Here is a 20,643-nt window from a genome sequence, read left to right as displayed (position 1 = left end):
CTCTTCCTAAAAACGCGGCCTCGCCGCTAGACGTCACGAACCTTGAAAGGGAACAGGCCCCATGAGCCTCGACTACGAGAATGACGGCGTTTTCCATGAAAAGCTTATCGAGGAAGTGCTGTCGCAGTATCCAGGCAAGGCGGCAAACCGCCGCAAGAAACATCTCAGCGTCGCAACAGGAGGGGAGGAAGCCAGCGAGACGGGCGAGGTCCTTTCCGAATGCGACGTCAAGTCAAATATAAAGTCCATTCCGGGCGTGATGACGATCCGCGGATGCGCCTATGCCGGCTCCAAAGGTGTTGTGTGGGGGCCGATCAAGGACATGATCCACATCTCACATGGGCCGGTCGGTTGCGGTCAATATTCCTGGTCGCAGCGCCGTAACTATTACATCGGTACGACGGGCATCGATACCTTCGTGACCATGCAGTTCACCTCCGACTTCCAGGAGAAGGACGTCGTTTTCGGCGGCGACAAGAAGCTTGGAAAGATTATCGATGAGATCGAGGAGCTGTTTCCCTTAAACAAAGGTATTACCATCCAGTCGGAATGCCCGATTGGTCTGATTGGCGACGATATAGAGGCGGTGTCACGCAAAAAGGCAAAGGAGCACGAAACGACGATCGTGCCGGTGCGCTGCGAGGGCTTTCGCGGCGTCTCGCAATCGCTTGGCCACCACATCGCCAACGACTCGATCCGCGACTGGGTCTTCGACAAGGCAAACGCAGATTTCGAGCCCGGCCCCTACGACGTAAACGTTGTCGGCGACTACAACATCGGCGGCGACGCCTGGGCCAGCCGCATTCTGCTCGAGGAAGTGGGACTGCGCGTGGTCGGCAACTGGTCGGGGGACGCGACGCTCGCTGAGGTCGAGCGCGCGCCGAAGGCCAAGCTCAACCTCATCCACTGCTACCGCTCGATGAACTACATATGCCGGCACATGGAGGAAAAATACGGCATTCCCTGGATGGAGTATAATTTCTTTGGCCCCTCGCAGATCGAGGCCTCTCTGCGCAAGATAGCTAGGCATTTCGGGCCGGCAATCGTGGACAAGACCGAGGCGGTCATCGCCAAGTACCGGCCCCTGGCCGATGCGGTCATCGACAAGTATTGGCCCCGCCTCGAAGGCAGGACGGTGATGCTCTACGTCGGCGGTCTGCGCCCTCGTCACGTCATCACGGCCTATGAGGACCTCGGCATGGTGATCGTCGGCACCGGCTACGAGTTCGCTCACAACGATGATTATCAGCGCACCGGCCATTATGTGAAGAAGGGGACCCTGATCTATGACGACGTGACCAGTTACGAGCTGGAAAAGTTCATCGAGCGGATCCGCCCCGACCTCGTCGGCTCCGGCATCAAGGAGAAGTACCCGGTGCAGAAGCTGGGCATCCCGTTTCGCCAGATGCACTCCTGGGATTATTCCGGCCCGTATCATGGCTATGATGGGTTCGCCATCTTCGCCCGCGACATGGATCTAGCCGTAAACAGCCCGATCTGGGACCTCTACGAAGCCCCTTGGAAGAAAAAGGCCATGAAGTCTGCTGCGGTCGCAGCCGAATGAGGATCCGGCCTCCCGCGACCAGGAAGGCGATGAACGCCAGCACCCATTGATCCGCAGAAAACCTGAAACGCCTCAACGCCCCTGTGTTGGCGTCTGGGCGCGTCAGATGCAAAAAGGTGATGACCATGCCGCAGTCGGCCGAAAAAATTCTCGACCATGCTCCGCTGTTCCGGGAGCCGGAATACAGGCAAATGCTCGCCGAGAAGAAGCTGAATTTCGAATGTCCGCACCCGGACCAGATCGTTACCGATCAAGGCGAATACACCAAAACCTGGGAATACCGGGAAAAGAACCTCGCCCGCGAAGCGCTTGTCGTAAACCCCGCCAAAGCCTGTCAGCCGCTCGGCGCAGTGTTCGCGGCCGCGGGGTTCGAGCGGACCATGTCCTTCGTCCATGGCAGCCAGGGTTGCGTCGCCTATTACCGTTCGCACCTTTCGCGACACTTCAAAGAGCCTTCATCGGCAGTTTCGTCCTCGATGACCGAGGACGCGGCGGTGTTCGGCGGACTGAAGAACATGATCGACGGGCTCGCCAATACCTATGCGCTCTATGACCCGAAGATGATTGCCGTCTCCACCACCTGTATGGCGGAAGTCATCGGTGACGACCTGCACGGCTTCATCGAAAACGCCAAGGGCGAGGGCTCGGTCCCAGCTGACTTCGACGTTCCTTTCGCTCATACGCCGGCCTTCGTCGGCAGCCATGTCGATGGCTATGACGGCATGGTCAAGGGCATCCTGGAGAACTTCTGGAAGGGCAAGGAGCGCAAGGAAGCCGCCGGATCCATCAATATCATTCCGGGTTTCGACGGCTTTTGCGTCGGCAACAATCGCGAGTTGAAGCGCCTGCTCGACCTGATGGGCGTAACTTACGCCTTCATCCAGGATGCCTCCGACCAATTCGACACACCCTCGGACGGCACGTATCGCATGTATGACGGCGGTACGAAGATCGAGGACGTGAAAGCGGCCTTCAACGCCGAAGCGACACTGTCGCTGCAGCGCTACAACACCCGCAAGACGTTGGAATTTTGCCAGGAGTTCGGACAGGCGACCGCCTCCTTCCACTATCCGCTCGGAGTGAAGGCGACGGACGAATTCCTGATGAAGGTCTCGGAGATTTCCGGCAAGGAAATCCCCGGGACAATCGGCCTGGAGCGCGGTCGACTTGTGGACGCTATGGCGGACAGCCAAGCTTGGCTGCACGGTAAGAAATACGCGATCTACGGGGATCCCGACTTCGTATACGCCGTGGCCCGGTTCGTGATGGAGACTGGCGGGGAGCCGACCCACTGCCTCGCCACCAACGGCACGTCCGCCTGGGAAGCGGAGATGAAGGAATTGCTTGCATCCTCCCCATTCGGCAAGGATGCCCAAGTCTGGTCGGGCAAGGATCTCTGGGCGATGCGCTCGTTGCTTTTCACCGAACCGGTGGACCTGTTGATCGGCAATTCCTATGGCAAATATCTGGAGCGGGACACCGGCACGCCGCTGATCCGGCTGGCGTTTCCCATTTTCGATCGCCACCACCACCATCGCTTCCCGCTCATGGGCTACCAAGGGGGGCTCCGCGTCTTGACGACGATCCTCGACAAGATTTTCGACAAGCTCGACCGCGAGACGATCAAGGTCGGAGTGACGGACTATTCATATGACCTCACCCGTTAGGAGCGGCGGTTGGCTGAGACGCGGCCAGCCCTCTTCCGATGGACTTGGAGACCGGCGCAATGTCTTCGCCAACCGCTAAAATCCAGGATGTTTTCGACGAGCCCGGCTGCGAAATAAATCGCGGCAAGGACGACAAGGCGCGCAAAATGGGCTGTTCGAAACCGTTGACCCCCGGCGCGGCAGCCGGCGGCTGCGCTTTTGACGGCGCCAAGATTGTGCTGCAGCCGATCACCGACGTGGCACATCTCGTTCATGCACCGCTTGCCTGCGAGGGCAATTCCTGGGACAACCGCGGTGCGGCTTCGTCCGGACCAACCCTTTGGCGCAGAAGCTTCACGACCGACCTCACCCAGTTCGAGGTGGTGATGGGGCAGGGCGAGCGGAAGCTTTTCAGAGCAATCCGCGAGATCAAGGAAGCGCATGCGCCGTCGGCGATCTTCGTCTATTCAACCTGTGTGACGGCACTGATCGGCGACGATATCGAGGCGGTCTGCAAGCGTGCAGCGGAAAAGTTCGGCTTGCCGGTGGTACCGATCAATGCGCCCGGCTTCGTCGGTTCCAAGAACCTTGGTAACAAGCTTGCCGGCGAGGCATTGCTCGATCATGTCATCGGTACGGTGGAGCCTGACGATGCCGGCCCTTACGACATCAATGTCCTTGGCGAATTCAACCTCGCCGGTGAGTTCTGGCTAGTGAAGCCGCTCCTTGATCGGCTGGGCATCCGGGTGCGCGCCTGTATTCCGGGCGACGCGCGCTACCTTGATATTGCCTCAGCGCACCGTGCCCGCGCGACCATGTTGGTTTGCTCGACCGCGCTCATCAATCTTGCCCGCAAGATGGAGGAACGCTGGGGTATCCCGTTCTTTGAGGGCTCCTTTTACGGCATCAGCGACACTTCAGAAGCACTCAGGCAGATCGCGAACCTTGTGGTGGCGAAGGGCGCCAATCCGGACATCATCAGGCGCACCGAAGCACTGATCGCTGAGGAGGAGGCGATTGCATGGAAGAGACTCGCGGCATACCGGTCGAGGCTCGAAGGCAAGCGCGTGCTCATCAACACCGGCGGTGTGAAGTCCTGGTCGATTGTTCATGCGCTGATGGAGATCGGCATCGAGATCGTCGGCACCTCCGTCAAGAAATCGACGGTCGAAGACAAGGAGCGGATCAAGCAGATCCTCAAGGATGAGAGCCACATGTTTGAATCGATGGCGCCGCGCGAGCTTTACGACATGCTCTCAGAACAGAAGGTCGACATCATGCTGTCGGGCGGGCGCACGCAATTCATCGCGCTGAAAGCCAAGACACCCTGGCTCGATATCAATCAGGAGCGTCAGCACCCCTATGCCGGCTACGACGGGATGGTGGAGCTCGTTCGCCAGATCGATCTCGCCATTCATAACCCGATATGGTGTCAAGTGCGGGAGCCGGCACCGTGGGAATACCAACCTGTTGTGAAGGAAGAACTGCCGGGTGCGCAGAGCAAAACCGAAACCGTCCACGCCTTCGCAAAAGTAGTCACACAACAGCCGCCAACGGCTTCGGCGACCCTTGAGGGAAGCCGATGAATCGCATTCTTCCTCAAACCAAATCGGCAACGGTCAATCCGCTAAAGTCGTCTCAGCCGCTGGGCGCCGCTCTCGCCTTTCTTGGGGTCAGTGGTGCCATACCGTTGTTCCATGGCAGCCAAGGCTGCACGAGCTTCGCCTTGGTTCTTCTCGTGCGGCACTTCAAGGAAGCCGTCCCTTTGCAGACAACGGCGATGGACGAAGTGGCGACGATCCTCGGCGGCATGGACCATCTGGAGGAGGCGATCCTCAATCTAAAGACCCGCACGAACCCGAAACTGATCGGGGTCTGTACCACGGCGCTGGTCGAAATCCGAGGCGAAGATTTCGCAAAGGATCTCTCGAACATCAAGATGAAGCGCGCCAATGAACTCGCAGCCACGGAGATCGTGCTGGCCAACACGCCGGATTTCGACGGAGCGATCGAGGAGGGCTGGGCCAAGGCCGTCGCCGCAATGATTGCAAGGATTACACGGCCTGGTGAGCAGGCGCGGCAGTCGAAGAAGATTGTAATCCTGCCCGGCTGGAATCTGACCGTCGCTGATATCGAGCATTTGCGCGAGACGGTGGAAAGCTTCGGCCTCAAGCCGGTAATTCTACCCGACCTCTCTGGTTCGCTCGATGGTACGGTGCCTGACGACCGTTGGGTGCCGACCACCTATGGTGGCACCCGCGTCGAGGAGATCCAACAAATGGGCGCAGCGGTGCAGTGCATCGCGATTGGGGAGCATATGCGCCGTCCGGCGGAGGTGCTGCAGAGACTGACCGGAGTGCCTTATGCGCTGTTCCAGACCCTTACAGGATTGAAGGGAGCCGACCGGTTCGTCTCGTTGCTTTCCGCAATTTCCGGTGCGCCGGCGCCAGCGAAAATCCGCCGTCGCCGTGCACAGCTGCAGGACGCCTTGCTCGATGGGCATTTTCATTTCAGTGGCAAGAAGATCGCCATCGCCGCCGAGCCGGACCAACTCTATCAGCTCGCGACGTTTTTCGCCGGCATGGGCGCCGAAATCTCGGCGGCCGTCACCACGACCGGCACCTCGAAAATACTCGAGAAAGTGCCTGCCGATCCGATGCAGGTCGGTGATCTTGGCGATCTCGAGGGCCTTGCCGCGGGCGCTGATCTTCTCGTCACCCATTCGCATGGTCGACAGGCCGCCGAGCGCCTGGGCATTCCGCTCATGCGCGTTGGCTTCCCGATCTTCGACAGACTCGGCAGCCAGCACAAGCTCACGACACTTTATCAAGGGACGCGCGACCTGATCTTCGATGTCGCCAACATCTTCCAGGCCGACCAGCACGCGCCAACGCCTCAATCACTCGATCCATTCCGTAACCGAGAAATGCCAGATGAAAGCCGCCCGTCGCCTATCGCTCGTTAATGACGAAGTTCACTCACCGAGGCCGCAACGGAAAGGCGGCGCATTGCGCATCGCGATCGCCACGCAAGACATGAAAAGTCTCAACGCCCATTTCGGTTCGGCCAAGCGCTTCGCGCTCTATGACGTGACCTCCGATGACTGGAATTTCGTTGAAGCCGTTGCCTTTGAAGATGTTTCCGACGAGAGCGGGAAGCACCAGGCTGAGGGCGAGGACCGCATTACCCCGAAGGTCAACGCGTTGAAGGGCTGTCACCTACTATTTTGCCGGGCTATCGGCGGGCCTTCGGCAGCCAAGCTTGTTTCGGCAAAAATCCATCCAATCAAAGTGCAGCAGCCTCAATCCATCGAAGATGTGCTGTCGCGAACCCAGACCATGCTCAGGACGGCTCCTCCGCCCTGGCTGCGCAAGGTGCTGACGGAAGCAGGTGCTGCCGAAAAGAAATCCTTTGAGGACGAGGACTGAACGATGAGAACACCGTCCGATACCCCGGTCACCCGTGCTATCGACCCGGACGACACGGCCCTTGAAACCCCTTTCCTCAAATGCCTCATGCGGCTGATCCGCGCCCATGACGCTTATGGAATGTGGGAAGTCAAATCCGACGCTGCCCTGCTGGCCGACTTCATCGTCACGAAGGAGCAGCGTCGTAAGATCCCAATTATTGGCGATCCCGATCCGGACGTGCTGTGGAGGCTCGAGGCTTTCTACACCTGCGTGGCGCTTGTAATCGAGGAGCGCTCCGGCCTGCTGGTATCGTCGACGATGATGATGAGCCATGAGGGCTTCGGCCGGGTGGTTCTCACGACCGGGCGGTTGGTCGTTCTATCGAAGTCCCTACGCGATGTCCATCGATTCGGCTTCGGGACACTGGGCAAACTCGCGAAAGCGGGTGCGAAACTGGTCGACCATGCGATAGCGGCCATTGAAACCTATCCCGATGTGGCACGGGCATGAGCCAGTTTTCCGAGGAAGGAGATCATGTCAGATCTTGAGGAACTTAAGAAAAAAGTCCGCAAACTGCAGTCGCGAGCCGGAACTGCAAAAATGGAATTGAACGACCTCGCCGAGGACCTCCCGGTCAATTGGACCGAAATCAAAGTGGTCGCCGAGAAAGCGTTCGATGCTTTTGCGCAGTTGGACGCCGTCAAGAGAGAACTCAGCGCGTTGGAGGGCTCACGATGACGAGCCCTTTCCTTACCCGCGACGGCTCGAACTGGATGCCCGAATATCTGACCGCTATCGATGGCGTGACCTGCATCGGCTGCGGCCGCTGCTTCAAGGTGTGCTCGCGCGAGGTCATGCACCTTTATGGCGTCGACGACGCGGGTGAGATCCTCGGCATCTGTGACGACGAGGACGACGACTTCGATGGGGAGCTCAATCGCATGGTCATGGTGGTCGACCATGCGGGGCGCTGCATCGGCTGTGGAGCTTGCGCCCGCGTCTGTCCGAAGAACTGCCAGACCCATGTTGAGGCTGACACGATTGCTGCTTGAGTTGCGGATACACTAGGAGACGGCGTTGCCCTTCAGAATCTTTTGGCGCATCCTGCTGCTGTTCCTGTGCACCAACGCCACAGTGGTCTACCTCGTATCACATTCCATCCGCAGCGTAATCGTCACGACGCTCGCTGGTTCGCTGCTTCTTCAGGTAGGCTATTTCGGGAGCGTGCTCTTTCTGGTTTGGCGGTCTAGCTGCGCTCAGAGACGTGCCCAAAGGACTGAGCATTGCCAGAGAGTTCGCTACCAGTCGCAAAGCTATCATGAGGGTGATGAATGAACCCTCCGATCTGCCCCACCTTGGATCAAACGCGTAGCACGTCGCCGCTCGCTTGGGTGGACGATGACAAACAATGCAGATGCGCGCTACTTTGGACGAGCTATGAACATCGTCCATTGAACGAATGCCGTGTTTAGGATGGCCAGAGGCGACTGCATTCAGGTCGTTCCAACCCGATGCGGCTTTCCCGTAATAAGCGTTGCGGGTTACCCCGGCATACGGGTTGCTTCGGCGTCGTTGGAAACACCATCAACGGGCCCATCTGGGACATCGGATCTCGAACAGGAAAAATGCCCCTTAGATTAGAGTGTGTTCGCATAGCGAACCTCACCACAACCATTTGTCACTGGAGAGAACATGCTGGAAAAGTTCGAACGCTACCCGCTTACCTTTGGGCCTACGCCCATCGAGAAGCTTGACCGCCTCGGCAAACATTTAGGCGGAAAGGTGGAAATCTATGCCAAGCGCGAGGACTGCAACTCCGGTCTCGCGTTCGGCGGAAACAAGCTCCGCAAACTCGAATACATCATCCCCGACGCGATTGCGTCGAAGGCCGATACGCTCGTCTCGATCGGCGGCGTGCAGTCGAACCACACGCGAATGGTCGCCGCGGTCGCCGCAAAGATCGGCATGAAATGCGTCCTGGTGCAGGAGAGCTGGGTACCACATGAGGATGCCGTTTACGACAGAGTGGGCAACATTCTCCTGAGCCGGATGATGGGTGCAGAGGTGTGGCTGGTTGATGAGGGCTTTGACATAGGTATCCGCCGCAGTTGGGAACAGGCGCTCGAAGAGGTCAAGCAAAGACGCGGTAGACCCTATGCGATCCCGGCCGGGGCATCTGTTCACAAGTATGGGGGTCTCGGCTACGTCGGCTTCGCTGAGGAAGTCCGTGAACAGGAGAAACACCTTGGATTTGCCTTTGACTATGTCGTGGTTTGCACAGTGACGGGCTCGACGCAAGCCGGCATGGTTGTCGGCTTTGCCAAGGACGGGCGACAGCGCAATGTGATCGGCATCGATGCCTCCGCAACCCCAGCTCAAACCAGGGCGCAAGTGCTACAGATTGCCAAGCATACTGCAAGACTCATCGGTCTCGGCAAGGAAATCGGCGACGATGAAGTGATGTTGCTCGAGGACTACGCGTACCCCTGCTATGGCATTCCGTCCGAAGAAACGAAGGAGGCCATTCGCCTGTGTGCAAGGCTCGAGGGCATAATTACTGATCCCGTCTACGAGGGCAAATCGATGCAAGGAATGGTCGACCTTGTCCGGAAAAGCTTCTTTCCAGAGGGCTCGAGGGTACTCTTCGCGCATCTCGGCGGCGCGCCGGCGATCAACGGTTACGGCTACACGTTTCGCAACGGCTGACGCTCGACAGAGTGCTGATTGTGCCAGCGACTCGCTGCACGTTCGTTCGAGAGCTGTTCAGCAAACTGAAGTAGGCAGTTTGTGTTCCCGCACGCGCAGAGCATTGATCCGTATGAGTGTTCCATTTACCAGCAGGAGGTCATCGGCAAAGACGTGCAGCTACTAGGCCATCAATGACGGAGGGATTTCAAGAGGTCCGAAGCACCGTCCCTGTCCTGAATGTCAGCGCTTTGGACCATGAGGCAGACCATCAGGCCGAGCGTTTCGACAATAGTGTGGCGCTTGCGTCCTTGATTCTTTTTCCGGCATCATATCCCGATTGCCGCCGCTTTCGGTGGTTTTCACGCTCCGGCTGTCTATGACCCCTGCTGTCGGGCTGGCATCTAATGCCCAGTCCGCGCGCTTCCATACGAGATGATGGCCGATCCGGCTCCACAGACCCAGTGCTCTCTATTCCTAGAAATAGCGCGGACGGTTGAACAGGGCGGGTCATCGGGGTGTCTGGAACGTTCACCTCTCTGCAAATCTTGCCCGTATCGTCGACAAAGCAGATGGCAGTCTCTTTCACCGAGATATCAAGACACTACGACCCGACTTCGAAGTCGTAATATTCAACGTATCCCTCCGGCGGGGACCGCCTTGCGAAGTTCCGCTTATCTCGTGAGTCTGCGCTCTTAAGAGTGGACTTAAGAGCGCACTGAGCAATTCATGGGACATGCAGTTTTGCTGACCGGACCAGAGCGGCGTCGGCGATGGTCGTTAGAAGATCGCGCAGATACTGGCGGAGGCTTTCGCGCCAGGCGCGGTGGTTTCCGAAGTCGCCCGCCGCTTCGAGGTTTCGACTGGCCTGATCTACACATGGCGGCGGTTAGCTTTGGTCCAAGAGGCCGAGCCCGCCTTTCTGCCAGCCAAGCTCGTTGACTCTGCCAGCAGTGACGCGGTCGAACTGGCCATGGCAGTGGACTTCCCGAACGGCGTGAAGGTGAGAATTGGCTCAGCAGCGCCATGCGAGCTGGCAGCAGCGATCATGCGAGCGCTCAAATGATCCCGATCAGTTCCGGGGTGCGGGTGTGGATGGCGAGCGGTCACTGCGACATGCGCAAGGGCATGCAGGGTCTGGCGCTGCTGGTGCAGGAGGGCCTCGGTCGCGATCCGTTTAAGGGCGACGTCTTTGTCTTTCGCGGTCGTAGCGGCCAATTACCGACATTCTGCATACGGTTTTCGTTTTGCGACGATCGCATATCCTTGGCATCCGCTGTTCGGGAGCAAGATGCAGGTCTCGCCGTATCGGCGCGGCAAGAGCCTGATGTCGATCTACACGGATGAGCGGCCCGATCTTTCCCGTGAGTTGCCGAACTGGATGTTCGACGAGAGCTATTGCGGCGGGATGAGGCTTGGATCACCCGAGATCAGCATCGATGGCCTTAATGAACTGGCTGCCGCCTTAGCATCATTCGGCGCGACTCGGGCAAGAGGCGCAAGATCCAATCCTTCGAGGAAGAAGGAGAAGGGTGATGCGAAGCAGGCGACATCAAAATCGCGACCAGCTCGTCTTACAGCTGGAGCGCCAAAATCTTCAGGTTCCGGTCAAGAACGTCAAAGGGTTGGTGGAAGCACTGGCGGATCTTCTGCTGGAAGCTTTGGAGGTGAACAGGACGGCGAAGACGGGAGGCGCAGATGAACGCGAAGATCACGTCTGACCATCTTGGTCGCGCCGCTGTGGTCTATGTCCGTCAGTCAACCATGGCGCAAGTGACAGGCAATCTCGAAAGCCAGCGCCGGCAGTATGATTTGGCTGGAGCGGCCGCAACAACCGGCTTTGCATCGGTGACCGTAATCGATGATGACCTCGGCCGTTCTGGCTCTGGCAGCATGGAACGGCCTGGATTCGAACGGCTTGTGGCGCAGGTCTGCTCCGGCAATGTCGGGGCGGTCTATTGTATCGAAGCGTCGCGCCTGGCGCGCAATGGGCGGGACTGGCATCATCTAATCGACCTCTGCGCGCTGGCCGGCACACTGGTGATCGACCCGGATGGCGCCTACGATCCGCGGCTCGTCAATGATCGTCTGCTGCTTGGGCTGAAGGGCACGATGTCGGAGTATGAGCTTAGCTTGATGCGTCAGCGCGGTATCGCCGCACGTGATTCAAAGGCGAGACGCGGGGAGTTCCGCTTCATGCTGCCTCCGGGTTTCTGCTGGAGCGAGGCGGGCAAAATCGAGATTGATCCGGACGAACATGTGGCTGAGACGATCAGGCTCGTCTTTGCCAAATTCCGGGAGTTGGGGAGTGGTCGACAGGTCTTTCTGTGGCTGCGGTCGGCGGATATCAAGATGCCCGTCGTCTTGCGCAACGTTGACGTCTGCAAACTCGTCTGGAAAGCGCCAGCCTATCATAGCGTCATGCAGATCCTCCACAATCCGCTCTACGCGGGCGCCTATGCCTTCGGACGACGAGCACAGCGAACCCTGATCGTCGATGGCCGGGCTCGCAAGGCTAACGGGCTGCGCAAGCCCAGGGATGAATGGAGCGTGCTGCTGCGTGACAATCATCGAGGTTACATCACCTGGCGGGAGTATGAGGAGAACCACCAACTTCTGGCCGAGAACGCACACATGAAGAAGAATTGCGATCGCAAATCAGCACGCGGCGGCCGTGCCTTGCTGACGGGACTGATGCGATGCGGTCGCTGTGGCCGAATGATGCGCGTCTTCTACGGCAGCGCAAAAGGCAACGCGCACCGCTACCAGTGTCGCGGTGACGATGCTCATGTAGGCGTCGGCCTTTGTATCGGCATTGGCGGCGTGAGGGTGGATCGCGCCGTGGCCATGCAGATTTTGGAGGCGGTGTCGGACCGCGCCGTCGAGGCCGCGATCTTCGCCTCGGATCAGGTCGAGCGGTCCCAAAGGGACATCATCGCAGCAACTGAGCGGGACCTGGAGGGCGCACGCTACGAGGCGTTGCTGGCGAGCCGCAGGTATGAGCTTGTTGATCCGGCCAAGCGGCATGTTGCACGCGAACTGGAGGCCCGATGGAATGATGCCCTGGAGCGTGTAGGCGTGCTTGAGCGCAAGATCAAGGAACTGTCCGCGCTGTCAGCAGCGCGACCAGTCATCGATCGTGGCCGGCTCCTGCAGCTTGCCCAGGATTTGCCGACCGTATGGAATGCGCCCTCCACTGATACGCGAACAAAGCAGCGGCTCATCCACATCCTGGTTCAGGAGATTATTTGCGATCTCGATGATGCGACCAACGAGGCGGTGCTCCTGATCCATTGGACCGGCGGTCGGCACACAGAGGTGCGCGTGGCGCGCGTCAAGACCGGAAGATATCCTGCCGAGCTCGCACCATCGGCCGTCGAGGCGTTACGAAAGCTGGGCGGACATTGGCCAGATCGGGAACTCGCGGTGTCCCTCAATCGGATGCTTTGCAAGACAGGTGATGGCGAGAGCTGGACGACCGTGCGTGTTCGCGAAATGCGCGAGCGCCTGGGAATTCCCGAATATGACGCCGCCAAAGTGGACGTACCGATGATTAGTCTGTCGAAGGCGGCCGAGACACTCGGCATCTGTGTCGGATCGGCGAAGAGCCTCGCGAAGAAAGGAATTTTGCCCGCAACTCAAATCTTGCCGGGCTCACAGTGGATGGTCCCGGTCGAAGCGCTAACCTCAGAGGCCGTCCAGATAGGGGTGCAGGGTGTAGTTGATCGCCGCCCAAAGTTTTACGAGGATTATCAATACGATAAGGTCGTTCGATTGCCCGGAATCTAACATGAGGGATGCATTATGAAGCGCACTGTGGCCGACTGATAAAAGCCCTTTGGCATGACGGGATCGGCCTATCTTTGTATGCGAAACGGCTCGAGCGCGGCCGCTTCATCTGCCCGGCGACGGAGAGTGGGGCGATCGCGCTGACCGCCGGTCAGATGTCCTATTTGCTGGAGGGGATTGATTGGCGAAATCCGCAGCAGACCTGGCGGCCGACCAGCGCCGGGTGAGCCGTCCGGGAGCCGAATATTCCGGGACAAGTCCTTTGAAATACTAGGCAAATCAGGGCTTCTGTGATTCACTTCGGGCATGGAAAACAGCCCTGATTTGCTTCCCGACGATGTTGCTGCCCTGCGGGCAGAGCTCATCGCGGCACGCGCCAAGGGCGCCCAGATCGAGGCTGAACTTGCCGTTGCCAAGGCCAAGGCGTCGGAGGATGTTGCCGTTATTGCCCGACAAAAGTTGCGCATCGAAAAGCTCGAGCGGCAGCTTTATGGCCCGAAGGCAGAGCGTCGTGCCCGGCTGATCGATCAGATGGAGTTCCAACTGGCAGAGTTGGAGATGGCGGCGACCGAGGACGAGCTCGCGGCCGAAATGGCGGTGACGGCCACCGTCAATGTCGCCGGCTTTACCCGCAGCCGGCCGGTGAAGAAGCCTTTCCCCGAGCATCTTCCGCGCGAACGCGTCGTCGTGCCCGGTCCGGTGAGTTGCCAGTGCTGTGGCGGCGATCGGCTGCGCAAGCTGGGTGAGGACATCACCGAGACCCTCGAGGTCGTTCCGCGCCAATGGAAAGTGATCCAGACGGTGCGCGAGAAGTTCACCTGCCGCGATTGCGAAAAGATCAGCCAGGCGCCGGCTCCCTTCCATGCCATCCCGCGCGGATGGGCCGGCCCCAATCTTCTGGCGATGATCCTGTTCGACAAGTTCGGCCGGCATCTGCCGCTCAACCGGCAGGTCGAGCGCTTCGAACGCGAAGGCGTTCCGCTCAGCCTGTCGACGGTGGCCGACAGCATTGGCGCTTGCTGTGCCGTGCTCGATCCGATCCTCAAACGGATCGCAGCCCATACGTTTGCGGCAGAGCGGTTGCACGGCGACGACACGACGGTTCCGGTCCTGGCGGCAGGAAAGACCGATACCGCCCGAAGTTGGGTCTATGTCCGCGACGATCGGCCGTTCGGCGGCACAGCCGCACCGTCGGCGACGTTCTACTATTCCCGTGACCGCGCGGGCGAGCACCCGCAGGCGCATCTCGCCGGCTATAGCGGCATTCTGCAGGCGGACGCCTATACCGGCTATACCAAGCTCTATCTTCCGGATCGACGGCCAGGCCCGATAACGGAAGCAGCTGCTGGGTCCATGCGAGACGGCCCTTTTTTGCGATGGCCGACGTCGAGGCGAATGCGCGCCGAAGAGCGCAGGGCAAGAAGCCGGCCGTCCTATCGCCGATCGCGCTGGATATGGTGCAGCGGATCGATGCCCTGTTCGACATCGAGCGCGAGATCAACGGTCAGCGCGCGGAGGTCCGCAAGGCCGCTCGTCAGGATCGAAGCCTGCCTCTGGTTCTCGACCTGGAAGCGTGGATGAAGGCTCAGCGTGCCAGGCTGTCTCGCAACGATGATCTCGCCAAGGCCTTCGATTACCTGCTGAAACGCTGGCCTGCCTTCACCCTCTTCCTCGACGACGGGCGTGTTGTCTCTCGAACAATGCCGCCGAACGCGCCCTGCGCGGCATAGCGCTGGGCAGGAAATCCTCTCATGACCGTCCGTCAATGACGAAGCGCACGCAAAATTGTCACCCGCTTTCGCGCAGCCTAAAACGTTGGAGCCCGGCAGGGACAGGGCATCGGGAAAGCATTATCGACGGTCGCTCAAACTCTCATTCTGGGGTTTGGTTATCCCAGTCGTGACCATGCGTCGTGGGCTGCCTCGTTCTGGCTGCGGGGATCAATAGTCGCCCCTTTGACTTGCCTGAGGATTCTCCATACCGCATCCCGATGCCCTGACCATGCCGGGCAATGTTTTTCCGTTCCTAAGCCTTATCGGATTTAGGAGGCTATGTCTTTGATGATCTGCTGTGTTTCGGGCATGCGGGTCCAGCACCACTGGCCAATTTTAGGCCTATTGCGGTAACACCATGCAGCTTCGAACAGAAGCGAACGCAGCGTGATGTTCCCGCTCTTGGTAATTCCACCTGGGCGGATTGACTTGCCGCTTGAGCGCTCTCCGGGAACTAAGCCCAGGTAAGCCATAAGCTGCCGCGGATTCGTGAAACGCATAAAGTCGCCGATCTCGGCAACCAATGCTACGGCGACAATCAATCCTACGCCTTTCAGGGCTTGCAGGGCCTCGACTATCGGCGCCAGCGACCAATGTGGGATGAGCTCGGCGATCTGTTCATCAAGCTCCTTTCGCCGGCTTTCTGCTTGCTCATGAGCGTTAAGGTAACTCTGGAAAGCGATCTGTTGCGCTGCATGATCGAAGCTTTGATCCGATAGCCAGACTCGGTGGCGATAAGTCCAACTCTTTGCCCCAAACCTTCGTCCGTGGCGAAGAAGGAAACTTTGAATGCGTTGCCGAGCCTTTCGAACATCGTATGAAGATGTTTGCCGTGCCCTGGCCAGATCGCGCATCGCCTCATGCACTTCGTCGGGCACCCAGACCGCGGTGAGTTCACCCGCGCGCAATAATCGAGCGAGCATCGCCGCGTCGCGCGTGTCGTTTTTGATGCGGTCACCTGGCTTTTTAGGTGTCATGGACGGAGCGACAACGGTGCATTTCGCTCCTTTTGCTATCAGCCTTCTGTAAAGCCCATACCCGGTCGGCCCGGCTTCGTGGGCAAACTCCAGATCGGAGTATCTGGAGCGCAGTTTTTGGAGCATCTTGTCAACGGAACCGGGAGTGTTCGTGATCGTGCCCCACGAGCGAATTTCACCATTTCGTTCAGCCTCCGCCACCGCAACCGCGATGGTGTCCTTGTGGACGTCAAGGCCAACATATGCTGCCATCCTTTCCATGATCGCTCCTTCTCGTTTCCACCGCTCAAAGAAAGGCGGCAAAAACATCTTGCGGGCGACCGCTGCGCTCGCCAAGGACGGTCATATCATCTGGTTGTTCGCCGGATCGGACCGCGGCGGCCAGCGCGCCGCCGCCATGTACAGCTTGATTGTCTCGGCCAAGATGAACGACGTCGATCCGCAAGCCTGGCTCGCCGACGTGCTTCACCGCATTGCCGGTCATCCCGCGCATCGGCTCGATGAGCTCTTGCCCTGGAACTGGAAGAGCGCGTCGCCGGCGGCGCACATGCTGGCGGCCTGAGGATGCCGGCTTCTCTGGTCCGCCTGAAGGTCACCCTCGACCACGTCGAACCAACGGTGATGCGGCGCATTGTGGTGCCGTTCCGCATCAAGCTCCATCGCCTCCACGAGGTGCTGCAGGCGGCGATGGGCTGGAGCAACAGCCAACTCTACGAATTCCGCATCCGTGACGTCGGCTTTGGTCTGGCTGATCAGGACTGGGGAGATGGGCCGCTCGATGCGCGCAAGATCTCGCTGCTGGCGGCAATCGAAGATATCGGCGCGAAATCGTTCAAGTACCTTTACGACTTCGGCGACGGCTGGACGCACAGCATCAAGATCGAGCGCACCTTTCCCGTCATCGGCCTTGCGGAGCCAATGCTTGCCGCTGGCAAGAAGCCACCGGTGGTCGTGGCCGCGATCGCGCGCGAGATGGCCGCCTTCCTGTGGGCTATCGGGCAGGAGGTCGCACCGTCATAGACGAGTTTCGACCCAGCCCACTGCATAGGGCCGGGGGTGGGCCACGGTGGGGAACTCCCGTCGCTAGTTATGTGGCCGAGCCAATCCGCTCGACGCCCGCCCTCTAGACCGAGGACAGCCCCGAGACGAAGACACGGAAGGCGGTACCCAACCCGCGGATGAGAGTCTGATCAACCGTCGTCTCTGAGCTCCACGCTCGCCTTCAGCCTTGACAGCGAACATGAGAGACTAGTTTCCGTCCATAAACGCGCATCTTTTGTAGCGTTTACAAGCACTTGCCTTGGGTCTGAGTCGGCTTTGAGCGGTTTTGAGGGTGGGCGACGGGATCAGTGACGCCGGTTTTCGTCAGAACGGTGGTTGTTGGGGTAATCGCGCGCACGGCACTGCGCCGGCGGGAGGCCGGCAGCACCTTCACCACATAGCACCATGTGTCCGGAGATTCAGCTAAAGCCGAATACCCCGTCTTGGACGGTGCGTTCTTGGCGAATTGTCGGCTCCGGCGGTGGCAGGACTTGGAATCAGTGGCAGGGTCCAGGATACCTGAAACCGCCGGGCCTTGCCCGCGCAAAACTGAGATTCAACAAACAAAAACAATTGATTGTCGTTTACGGACGGAAACTATTCTAGTGGGGCTCGCAATAACTGCATGTTCTGCACCGAGCGAGCCCGCATCAAACTCGTCAAGCTAACTTCCCAACTCACGAGTCTGTCGCTACAGAAGCCCCGCCTGCTCAGCCTCGCGGCGGAGGTTTTGCCGCGGGCGCGGACCGATCTGTTGAATAACTTAACTAGACCTGCCGCCAACGATCCCATTTCGCCGCAATCCCTGAGGCTGCGTCCTCTCGTATAACCGAAGAGAAGCCGGCGGCATAGAAGTCGTCGGCACCCGTCGTGTCGATCAGTTCCTTGGTCTCCGCCGGCTCGATTATCTCGGCTTCGTCGCCGCACACGATCACTGATCGCTTTCGGAGCGCGTGACAACGCCAATTTTGCAATCCTTCCGGATAACGTCGAGCGCTTCCTCCAAGGAGGCGGTCTGGTAGAGTGATTTGATTTCGTGGCTGTTCGCAAAGACGAGCTCTACGGTGCCGGATCGCAGCAGTTGGAGGAACTCGTCGCGATACCGGTCGACGCAGAAGGTATCCGAAAGCGTTATCGATACCTCCCGCCCGGGGAGTGCGCCAGAATGGCAGTTTGCCGGATAGCCTCGTTCCCGCGCGTTGTATCCAACAGATAGCCCTCGAAAAATGTGACCTTGGCGCGTCGGAGACCTTATCGGCCTCGAAATCCTCCAGCCCGAGCTCGACGCAGGCACCAAGATAGGTGTTCATTGAGCGCTCGCCGTCAGGCCTGACGAAGATGATCGATCGGGCCGTCTGCGGCTCACCCTTGAGTGGCTTTGTGTCGAAGGCGACGCCCTGCGCACGCATGTCATGCGTGTAGATTTCGTCCAGGACATCGCTGGATACCTTGCCGATGAAAGAGGCACGTCCACCGAAGCTCGCCACGCCGGCCGCCGTATTGCCTGCGATGCCGCCCGAGGCTTCGATTGCCGGGCCCATGCGGCTGTAGAGCAAGTCGGCGCGCCTGGCGTCAATCAGTTCCATCGCGCCCTTGATGAGCCGTTGGTTTCGAGGAATGCTTCGTCGCACTGGGCGATGATGTCCACCATGGCATTGCCGATGCAAGTTCGTCGATGTCGTCAAGCTCACCGGCTCCTCGGAGGCGCTGTCGATCCTGGCCAGGATCGCCGAGATCTATCGTATTGAAGCGAACATCCGAGGCGAGAATGACGATACCCGGCTGAGGGTGCGGCGTCGCGAGGCAGCGCCCATCATGAGCGAACTGAAGGCCCAGCTCACCGAACTGAGCGACGAGGTGTCGGCAAAATCGGCGCTTGGCAAGGCCGTCACCTACACGCTCAACCACTGGAGCGGACTGGCAGCCTTCCTGGAGGATGGCCGGATCGAAGTGGACTCCAATGTGGTCGAGCGTTCGATGAAATCGGTGGCCCTGACGAGGAAGAATTCGTTGTTAATGGGCAACGAGCGCGTGGCAAGACCTTCGCGGTCCTCATATCGCTCGTCAACACCTGTAAACTGAATGGTGCGGACCCCGAGGCCTGGTCAGCCGATGTGCTGGAACGCATCATCTCCGGCAAAGTGAAAGCCAGCGAGATGGAGAGTCTTTTGCCGTGGAACTGGAAGGCTGAGCGCGAGGCGCTGACAGAGCAGGAGCGACGGGCGGCATGACGCACAACAGCCAGGGGACGACGACCGCACGACCGAAGCTTGATGATGTGGCGTTCGAGGCGTTTATCAGGGCACGTCGTCCGGCATCGCCAATCTGGTCAATGAGCGGTCTCGATGGCTATCTCACTGCTCTCATCATCGGCCCAAACTTCATCGACCCACGCCAGTGGATCCCGAAACTAACCGGCGCAGAGGCCCTGAATATGCCGATGGAAACAACCGAACATCGGGCCGTGCAGACGATCGTTGCGGAATATAACCGCATCTCTGCGAGCCTTTCCGAAACACCGAAAGACCACCGGCCCAGGTTCATCAGGATCGATGATCAGACCTTTGATCCATTCGATTGGGACCTCTGCTTTCTGCTAGGAACAAGGTACGCGCCCAAGCTTTGGCGGCCCGTCCTTCGAGGTCATGCCGTCACTGGCGATATCATCGCGCCTATCCGCAAGCTCGGCGAGGCAAAACGGAAAGCGACCCGCCAGGATGCCGCTGAGTTCGCCGCGCATGGGCAAGGCAGAAGGCCAGCCGCATGGGGGCGACATTGCTCTTCCCCCGGCGCTTGGCCATGGTCTTATAGGCTTGGTAGCCATCGACTTGAAGCACGCCGCCAAACGACGACAATTGCCCCTCGACCTCGCGAGCGCCGCGGCTTTCGGCAAAGATATAGGCGACCGCCGGTGGCGCCGGACCATTCCATGGGCGATCGTCGATGGCCTGCGCCCATAACTGGCAGAGCTTGGTGCGTTTGCGCCCCGGATCGAGCCGCGGCAGCGGCGTCTCGTCACAGAACACCCTTGGCTGGGAGCGGATGAAGGCTGTGAGCGCATCGTAGAGAAGCTCGAGCACCCAGGCGACCCGCGTCACCCAGGCGCCGAGCGTGCCGCGATCGATGATCACACCGCAGGAAGCCAGCATCTGCGCCTGGCGATGGAGCGGAAGATGCCAGGCAAACTTCGAAACGGCGACATGGGCAGCGAAGGCCGTGGTCACCATGCCGCCATCCATCACGCGCGCCGGCGCGGGCGCCTGCACAATGACGCTTTCGCAGGCCCGGCAGGCATAGCGCGGCCGGATCGTCCGTTTGACCCGGACAACAGCCGGCACGATATCGAGCGCCTCGCTGACGTCCGTGCCGATGCAATGCAGGTCGAACGAACAGCAGGGGCAGCTCTTGCTCTCCGGCTCGATGACCTCTTCATACCGGGGAAGGTGCTTGGGCAAACGGCCTATATTGCGGGCTGGCGATCGTCGAGCCTGCGGTGTCCCCTCGGTGACGGGCGCGACATCGTCATTGGCAGCTTCGGGAATGTCGCTGAGATCGCCAAGGTCGAGCACCGCCTGCGTCGGGTCGATCGTCGCCATCTTCTCGGATTTGCGGCCAAACAGTTGCCCCTCCAGGAAGGCAACGCGCGCTTTGAGATCGGCATTCTCCGCATCGAGCGAAAGAACAATCCGGGTCAATGGCTTGGCATCCGAGGCAAGGGATCGGGTCGAAGCGGCATGACAGACCCTACCACAGGATCCC

Annotated in this window: 16 protein-coding genes and 8 pseudogenes; 20 read left to right on the top strand and 4 right to left on the bottom strand. The window is 59.5% G+C overall.

Annotation, left to right across the window (positions count from 1 at the left end; all coding sequences use genetic code 11):
* Nucleotides 1–61: 61 nt before the first annotated feature.
* The 10 genes from nifD to M728_RS27305 all read left to right on the top strand — a co-directional run bounded on the left by nifD (nucleotide 62) and on the right by M728_RS27305 (nucleotide 9,326).
* Nucleotides 62–1,564: a nitrogenase molybdenum-iron protein alpha chain gene (gene nifD, locus M728_RS27350; protein ID WP_026622885.1), complete on the top strand. Its 1,503-nt coding sequence runs from the start codon at nucleotides 62–64 to the stop codon at nucleotides 1,562–1,564.
* A gap of 125 nt (nucleotides 1,565–1,689) precedes the next feature.
* Nucleotides 1,690–3,231: a nitrogenase molybdenum-iron protein subunit beta gene (gene nifK / locus M728_RS27345; protein WP_026622884.1), complete on the top strand. Its 1,542-nt coding sequence runs from the start codon at nucleotides 1,690–1,692 to the stop codon at nucleotides 3,229–3,231.
* A gap of 59 nt (nucleotides 3,232–3,290) precedes the next feature.
* On the top strand, nucleotides 3,291–4,796 hold the full coding sequence (nifE, locus tag M728_RS27340; RefSeq protein ID WP_026622883.1) for a nitrogenase iron-molybdenum cofactor biosynthesis protein NifE: 1,506 nt from the start codon (nucleotides 3,291–3,293) through the stop codon (nucleotides 4,794–4,796).
* Nucleotides 4,793–6,175 carry a nitrogenase iron-molybdenum cofactor biosynthesis protein NifN gene (nifN, locus tag M728_RS27335; RefSeq protein ID WP_026622882.1) on the top strand — a complete coding sequence of 461 codons (1,383 nt, stop codon included), beginning with the start codon at nucleotides 4,793–4,795 and terminating at the stop codon, nucleotides 6,173–6,175. The genes nifE and nifN overlap by 4 nt, the downstream gene beginning before the upstream one ends.
* A complete protein-coding gene (nifX, locus tag M728_RS27330; protein ID WP_026622881.1) occupies nucleotides 6,144–6,638 on the top strand; it encodes a nitrogen fixation protein NifX in 495 nt (164 codons plus the stop codon). The genes nifN and nifX overlap by 32 nt, the downstream gene beginning before the upstream one ends.
* Nucleotides 6,639–6,641: 3 nt before the next feature.
* The gene (locus tag M728_RS27325) at nucleotides 6,642–7,130 is read left to right on the top strand and encodes a NifX-associated nitrogen fixation protein (RefSeq protein WP_026622880.1); all 489 of its coding nucleotides are present in this window, start codon (nucleotides 6,642–6,644) and stop codon (nucleotides 7,128–7,130) included.
* A gap of 24 nt (nucleotides 7,131–7,154) precedes the next feature.
* Nucleotides 7,155–7,358: a CCE_0567 family metalloprotein gene (locus M728_RS27320; protein WP_026622879.1), complete on the top strand. Its 204-nt coding sequence runs from the start codon at nucleotides 7,155–7,157 to the stop codon at nucleotides 7,356–7,358.
* Nucleotides 7,355–7,672 (top strand): ferredoxin III, nif-specific, encoded by a 318-nt coding sequence (gene fdxB, locus M728_RS27315; RefSeq protein ID WP_026622878.1) that lies wholly within the window; start codon nucleotides 7,355–7,357, stop codon nucleotides 7,670–7,672. The genes M728_RS27320 and fdxB overlap by 4 nt, the downstream gene beginning before the upstream one ends.
* A gap of 82 nt (nucleotides 7,673–7,754) precedes the next feature.
* Entirely contained in the window at nucleotides 7,755–7,955 is a 201-nt protein-coding gene (locus tag M728_RS27310; protein WP_370906539.1) for an exopolysaccharide production repressor protein, read from the top strand.
* 357 nt (nucleotides 7,956–8,312) lie between these two features.
* On the top strand, nucleotides 8,313–9,326 hold the full coding sequence (locus M728_RS27305; RefSeq protein ID WP_026622876.1) for a 1-aminocyclopropane-1-carboxylate deaminase: 1,014 nt from the start codon (nucleotides 8,313–8,315) through the stop codon (nucleotides 9,324–9,326).
* Nucleotides 9,327–9,499: 173 nt separating this feature from the next.
* Here M728_RS27305 and M728_RS27300 read toward each other — a convergent pair.
* A pseudogene (locus M728_RS27300) lies at nucleotides 9,500–9,820 on the bottom strand (transposase); the annotation flags it as partial.
* A 311-nt stretch (nucleotides 9,821–10,131) separates the two neighbouring features.
* Between M728_RS27300 and M728_RS27295 the strand changes: the two are divergent.
* The 6 genes and pseudogenes from M728_RS27295 to M728_RS27270 all read left to right on the top strand — a co-directional run.
* Nucleotides 10,132–10,371 carry a hypothetical protein gene (locus M728_RS27295; protein WP_198023439.1) on the top strand — a complete coding sequence of 80 codons (240 nt, stop codon included), beginning with the start codon at nucleotides 10,132–10,134 and terminating at the stop codon, nucleotides 10,369–10,371.
* On the top strand, nucleotides 10,368–10,652 hold the full coding sequence (tnpB, locus tag M728_RS27290; protein ID WP_156943570.1) for an IS66 family insertion sequence element accessory protein TnpB: 285 nt from the start codon (nucleotides 10,368–10,370) through the stop codon (nucleotides 10,650–10,652). Before M728_RS27295 ends, tnpB (M728_RS27290) begins: the two co-directional genes overlap by 4 nt.
* 188 nt (nucleotides 10,653–10,840) lie before the next feature.
* Complete coding sequence (locus M728_RS27285) at nucleotides 10,841–11,026, top strand: hypothetical protein (RefSeq protein ID WP_026622875.1); 186 nt, start codon at nucleotides 10,841–10,843, stop codon at nucleotides 11,024–11,026.
* On the top strand, nucleotides 11,004–13,094 hold the full coding sequence (locus M728_RS27280) for a recombinase family protein (protein ID WP_034884486.1): 2,091 nt from the start codon (nucleotides 11,004–11,006) through the stop codon (nucleotides 13,092–13,094). The genes M728_RS27285 and M728_RS27280 overlap by 23 nt, the downstream gene beginning before the upstream one ends.
* 8 nt (nucleotides 13,095–13,102) lie before the next feature.
* Nucleotides 13,103–13,321, top strand: coding sequence for an IS66 family insertion sequence element accessory protein TnpB (gene tnpB, locus M728_RS27275; protein WP_084044683.1), 219 nt, complete (start codon nucleotides 13,103–13,105; stop codon nucleotides 13,319–13,321).
* 79 nt (nucleotides 13,322–13,400) lie between these two features.
* Nucleotides 13,401–14,841 (top strand): annotated as a pseudogene (locus M728_RS27270) (IS66 family transposase); the annotation flags it as partial.
* A 294-nt stretch (nucleotides 14,842–15,135) separates the two neighbouring features.
* On the opposite strand, the gene M728_RS27265 reads toward M728_RS27270, so the two are convergent.
* Complete coding sequence (locus M728_RS27265; protein ID WP_051441058.1) at nucleotides 15,136–16,104, bottom strand: IS110 family transposase; 969 nt, start codon at nucleotides 16,102–16,104, stop codon at nucleotides 15,136–15,138.
* A gap of 85 nt (nucleotides 16,105–16,189) precedes the next feature.
* On the opposite strand from M728_RS27265, the pseudogene M728_RS27260 reads away from it, so the two are divergent.
* Both M728_RS27260 and M728_RS27255 read left to right on the top strand, forming a co-directional pair.
* A pseudogene (locus tag M728_RS27260) lies at nucleotides 16,190–16,405 on the top strand (transposase domain-containing protein); the annotation flags it as partial.
* Nucleotides 16,406–16,407: 2 nt separating this feature from the next.
* Nucleotides 16,408–16,788 (top strand): annotated as a pseudogene (locus tag M728_RS27255) (plasmid pRiA4b ORF-3 family protein); the annotation flags it as partial.
* 787 nt (nucleotides 16,789–17,575) lie between these two features.
* Here the strand turns inward: M728_RS27255 and M728_RS27250 are convergent.
* Nucleotides 17,576–18,535 (bottom strand): annotated as a pseudogene (locus tag M728_RS27250) (adenosine kinase).
* A 2-nt stretch (nucleotides 18,536–18,537) separates the two neighbouring features.
* On the opposite strand from M728_RS27250, the pseudogene M728_RS27245 reads away from it, so the two are divergent.
* Nucleotides 18,538–19,115, top strand: a pseudogene (locus M728_RS27245) (transposase); the annotation flags it as partial.
* Nucleotides 19,112–19,618: pseudogene (locus M728_RS27240) on the top strand (UPF0149 family protein); the annotation flags it as partial. The pseudogenes M728_RS27245 and M728_RS27240, both read left to right, overlap by 4 nt.
* Here M728_RS27240 and M728_RS27235 read toward each other — a convergent pair.
* Nucleotides 19,614–20,620, bottom strand: a pseudogene (locus tag M728_RS27235) (IS66 family transposase); the annotation flags it as partial. The pseudogenes M728_RS27240 and M728_RS27235 sit on opposite strands and share 5 nt — an antisense overlap.
* Between the last annotated feature and the right edge of the window lie 23 nt (nucleotides 20,621–20,643).

This window comes from Ensifer sp. WSM1721, assembly GCF_000513895.2.
Taxonomy (GTDB): domain Bacteria; phylum Pseudomonadota; class Alphaproteobacteria; order Rhizobiales; family Rhizobiaceae; genus Sinorhizobium.
Note: the sequence above shows the minus strand (reverse complement) of the source record. Positions and strands in the feature narration are given on the sequence as shown.

Excerpts from the sequence above, each read along its gene's own strand:
- nifD (WP_026622885.1), top strand. The coding sequence starts at position 62 with ATGAGCCTCGACTACGAGAATGACGGCGTTTTCCATGAAAAGCTTATC.
- nifK (WP_026622884.1), top strand. The coding sequence starts at position 1,690 with ATGCCGCAGTCGGCCGAAAAAATTCTCGACCATGCTCCGCTGTTCCGG.
- nifE (WP_026622883.1), top strand. The coding sequence starts at position 3,291 with ATGTCTTCGCCAACCGCTAAAATCCAGGATGTTTTCGACGAGCCCGGC.
- nifN (WP_026622882.1), top strand. The coding sequence starts at position 4,793 with ATGAATCGCATTCTTCCTCAAACCAAATCGGCAACGGTCAATCCGCTA.
- nifX (WP_026622881.1), top strand. The coding sequence starts at position 6,144 with ATGAAAGCCGCCCGTCGCCTATCGCTCGTTAATGACGAAGTTCACTCA.
- M728_RS27325 (WP_026622880.1), top strand. The coding sequence starts at position 6,642 with ATGAGAACACCGTCCGATACCCCGGTCACCCGTGCTATCGACCCGGAC.
- M728_RS27320 (WP_026622879.1), top strand. The coding sequence starts at position 7,155 with ATGTCAGATCTTGAGGAACTTAAGAAAAAAGTCCGCAAACTGCAGTCG.
- fdxB (WP_026622878.1), top strand. The coding sequence starts at position 7,355 with ATGACGAGCCCTTTCCTTACCCGCGACGGCTCGAACTGGATGCCCGAA.
- M728_RS27305 (WP_026622876.1), top strand. The coding sequence starts at position 8,313 with ATGCTGGAAAAGTTCGAACGCTACCCGCTTACCTTTGGGCCTACGCCC.
- tnpB (WP_156943570.1), top strand. The coding sequence starts at position 10,368 with ATGATCCCGATCAGTTCCGGGGTGCGGGTGTGGATGGCGAGCGGTCAC.
- M728_RS27285 (WP_026622875.1), top strand. The coding sequence starts at position 10,841 with ATGCGAAGCAGGCGACATCAAAATCGCGACCAGCTCGTCTTACAGCTG.
- M728_RS27280 (WP_034884486.1), top strand. The coding sequence starts at position 11,004 with ATGAACGCGAAGATCACGTCTGACCATCTTGGTCGCGCCGCTGTGGTC.
- tnpB (WP_084044683.1), top strand. The coding sequence starts at position 13,103 with ATGCATTATGAAGCGCACTGTGGCCGACTGATAAAAGCCCTTTGGCAT.
- M728_RS27265 (WP_051441058.1), bottom strand. The coding sequence starts at position 16,104 with ATGGAAAGGATGGCAGCATATGTTGGCCTTGACGTCCACAAGGACACC.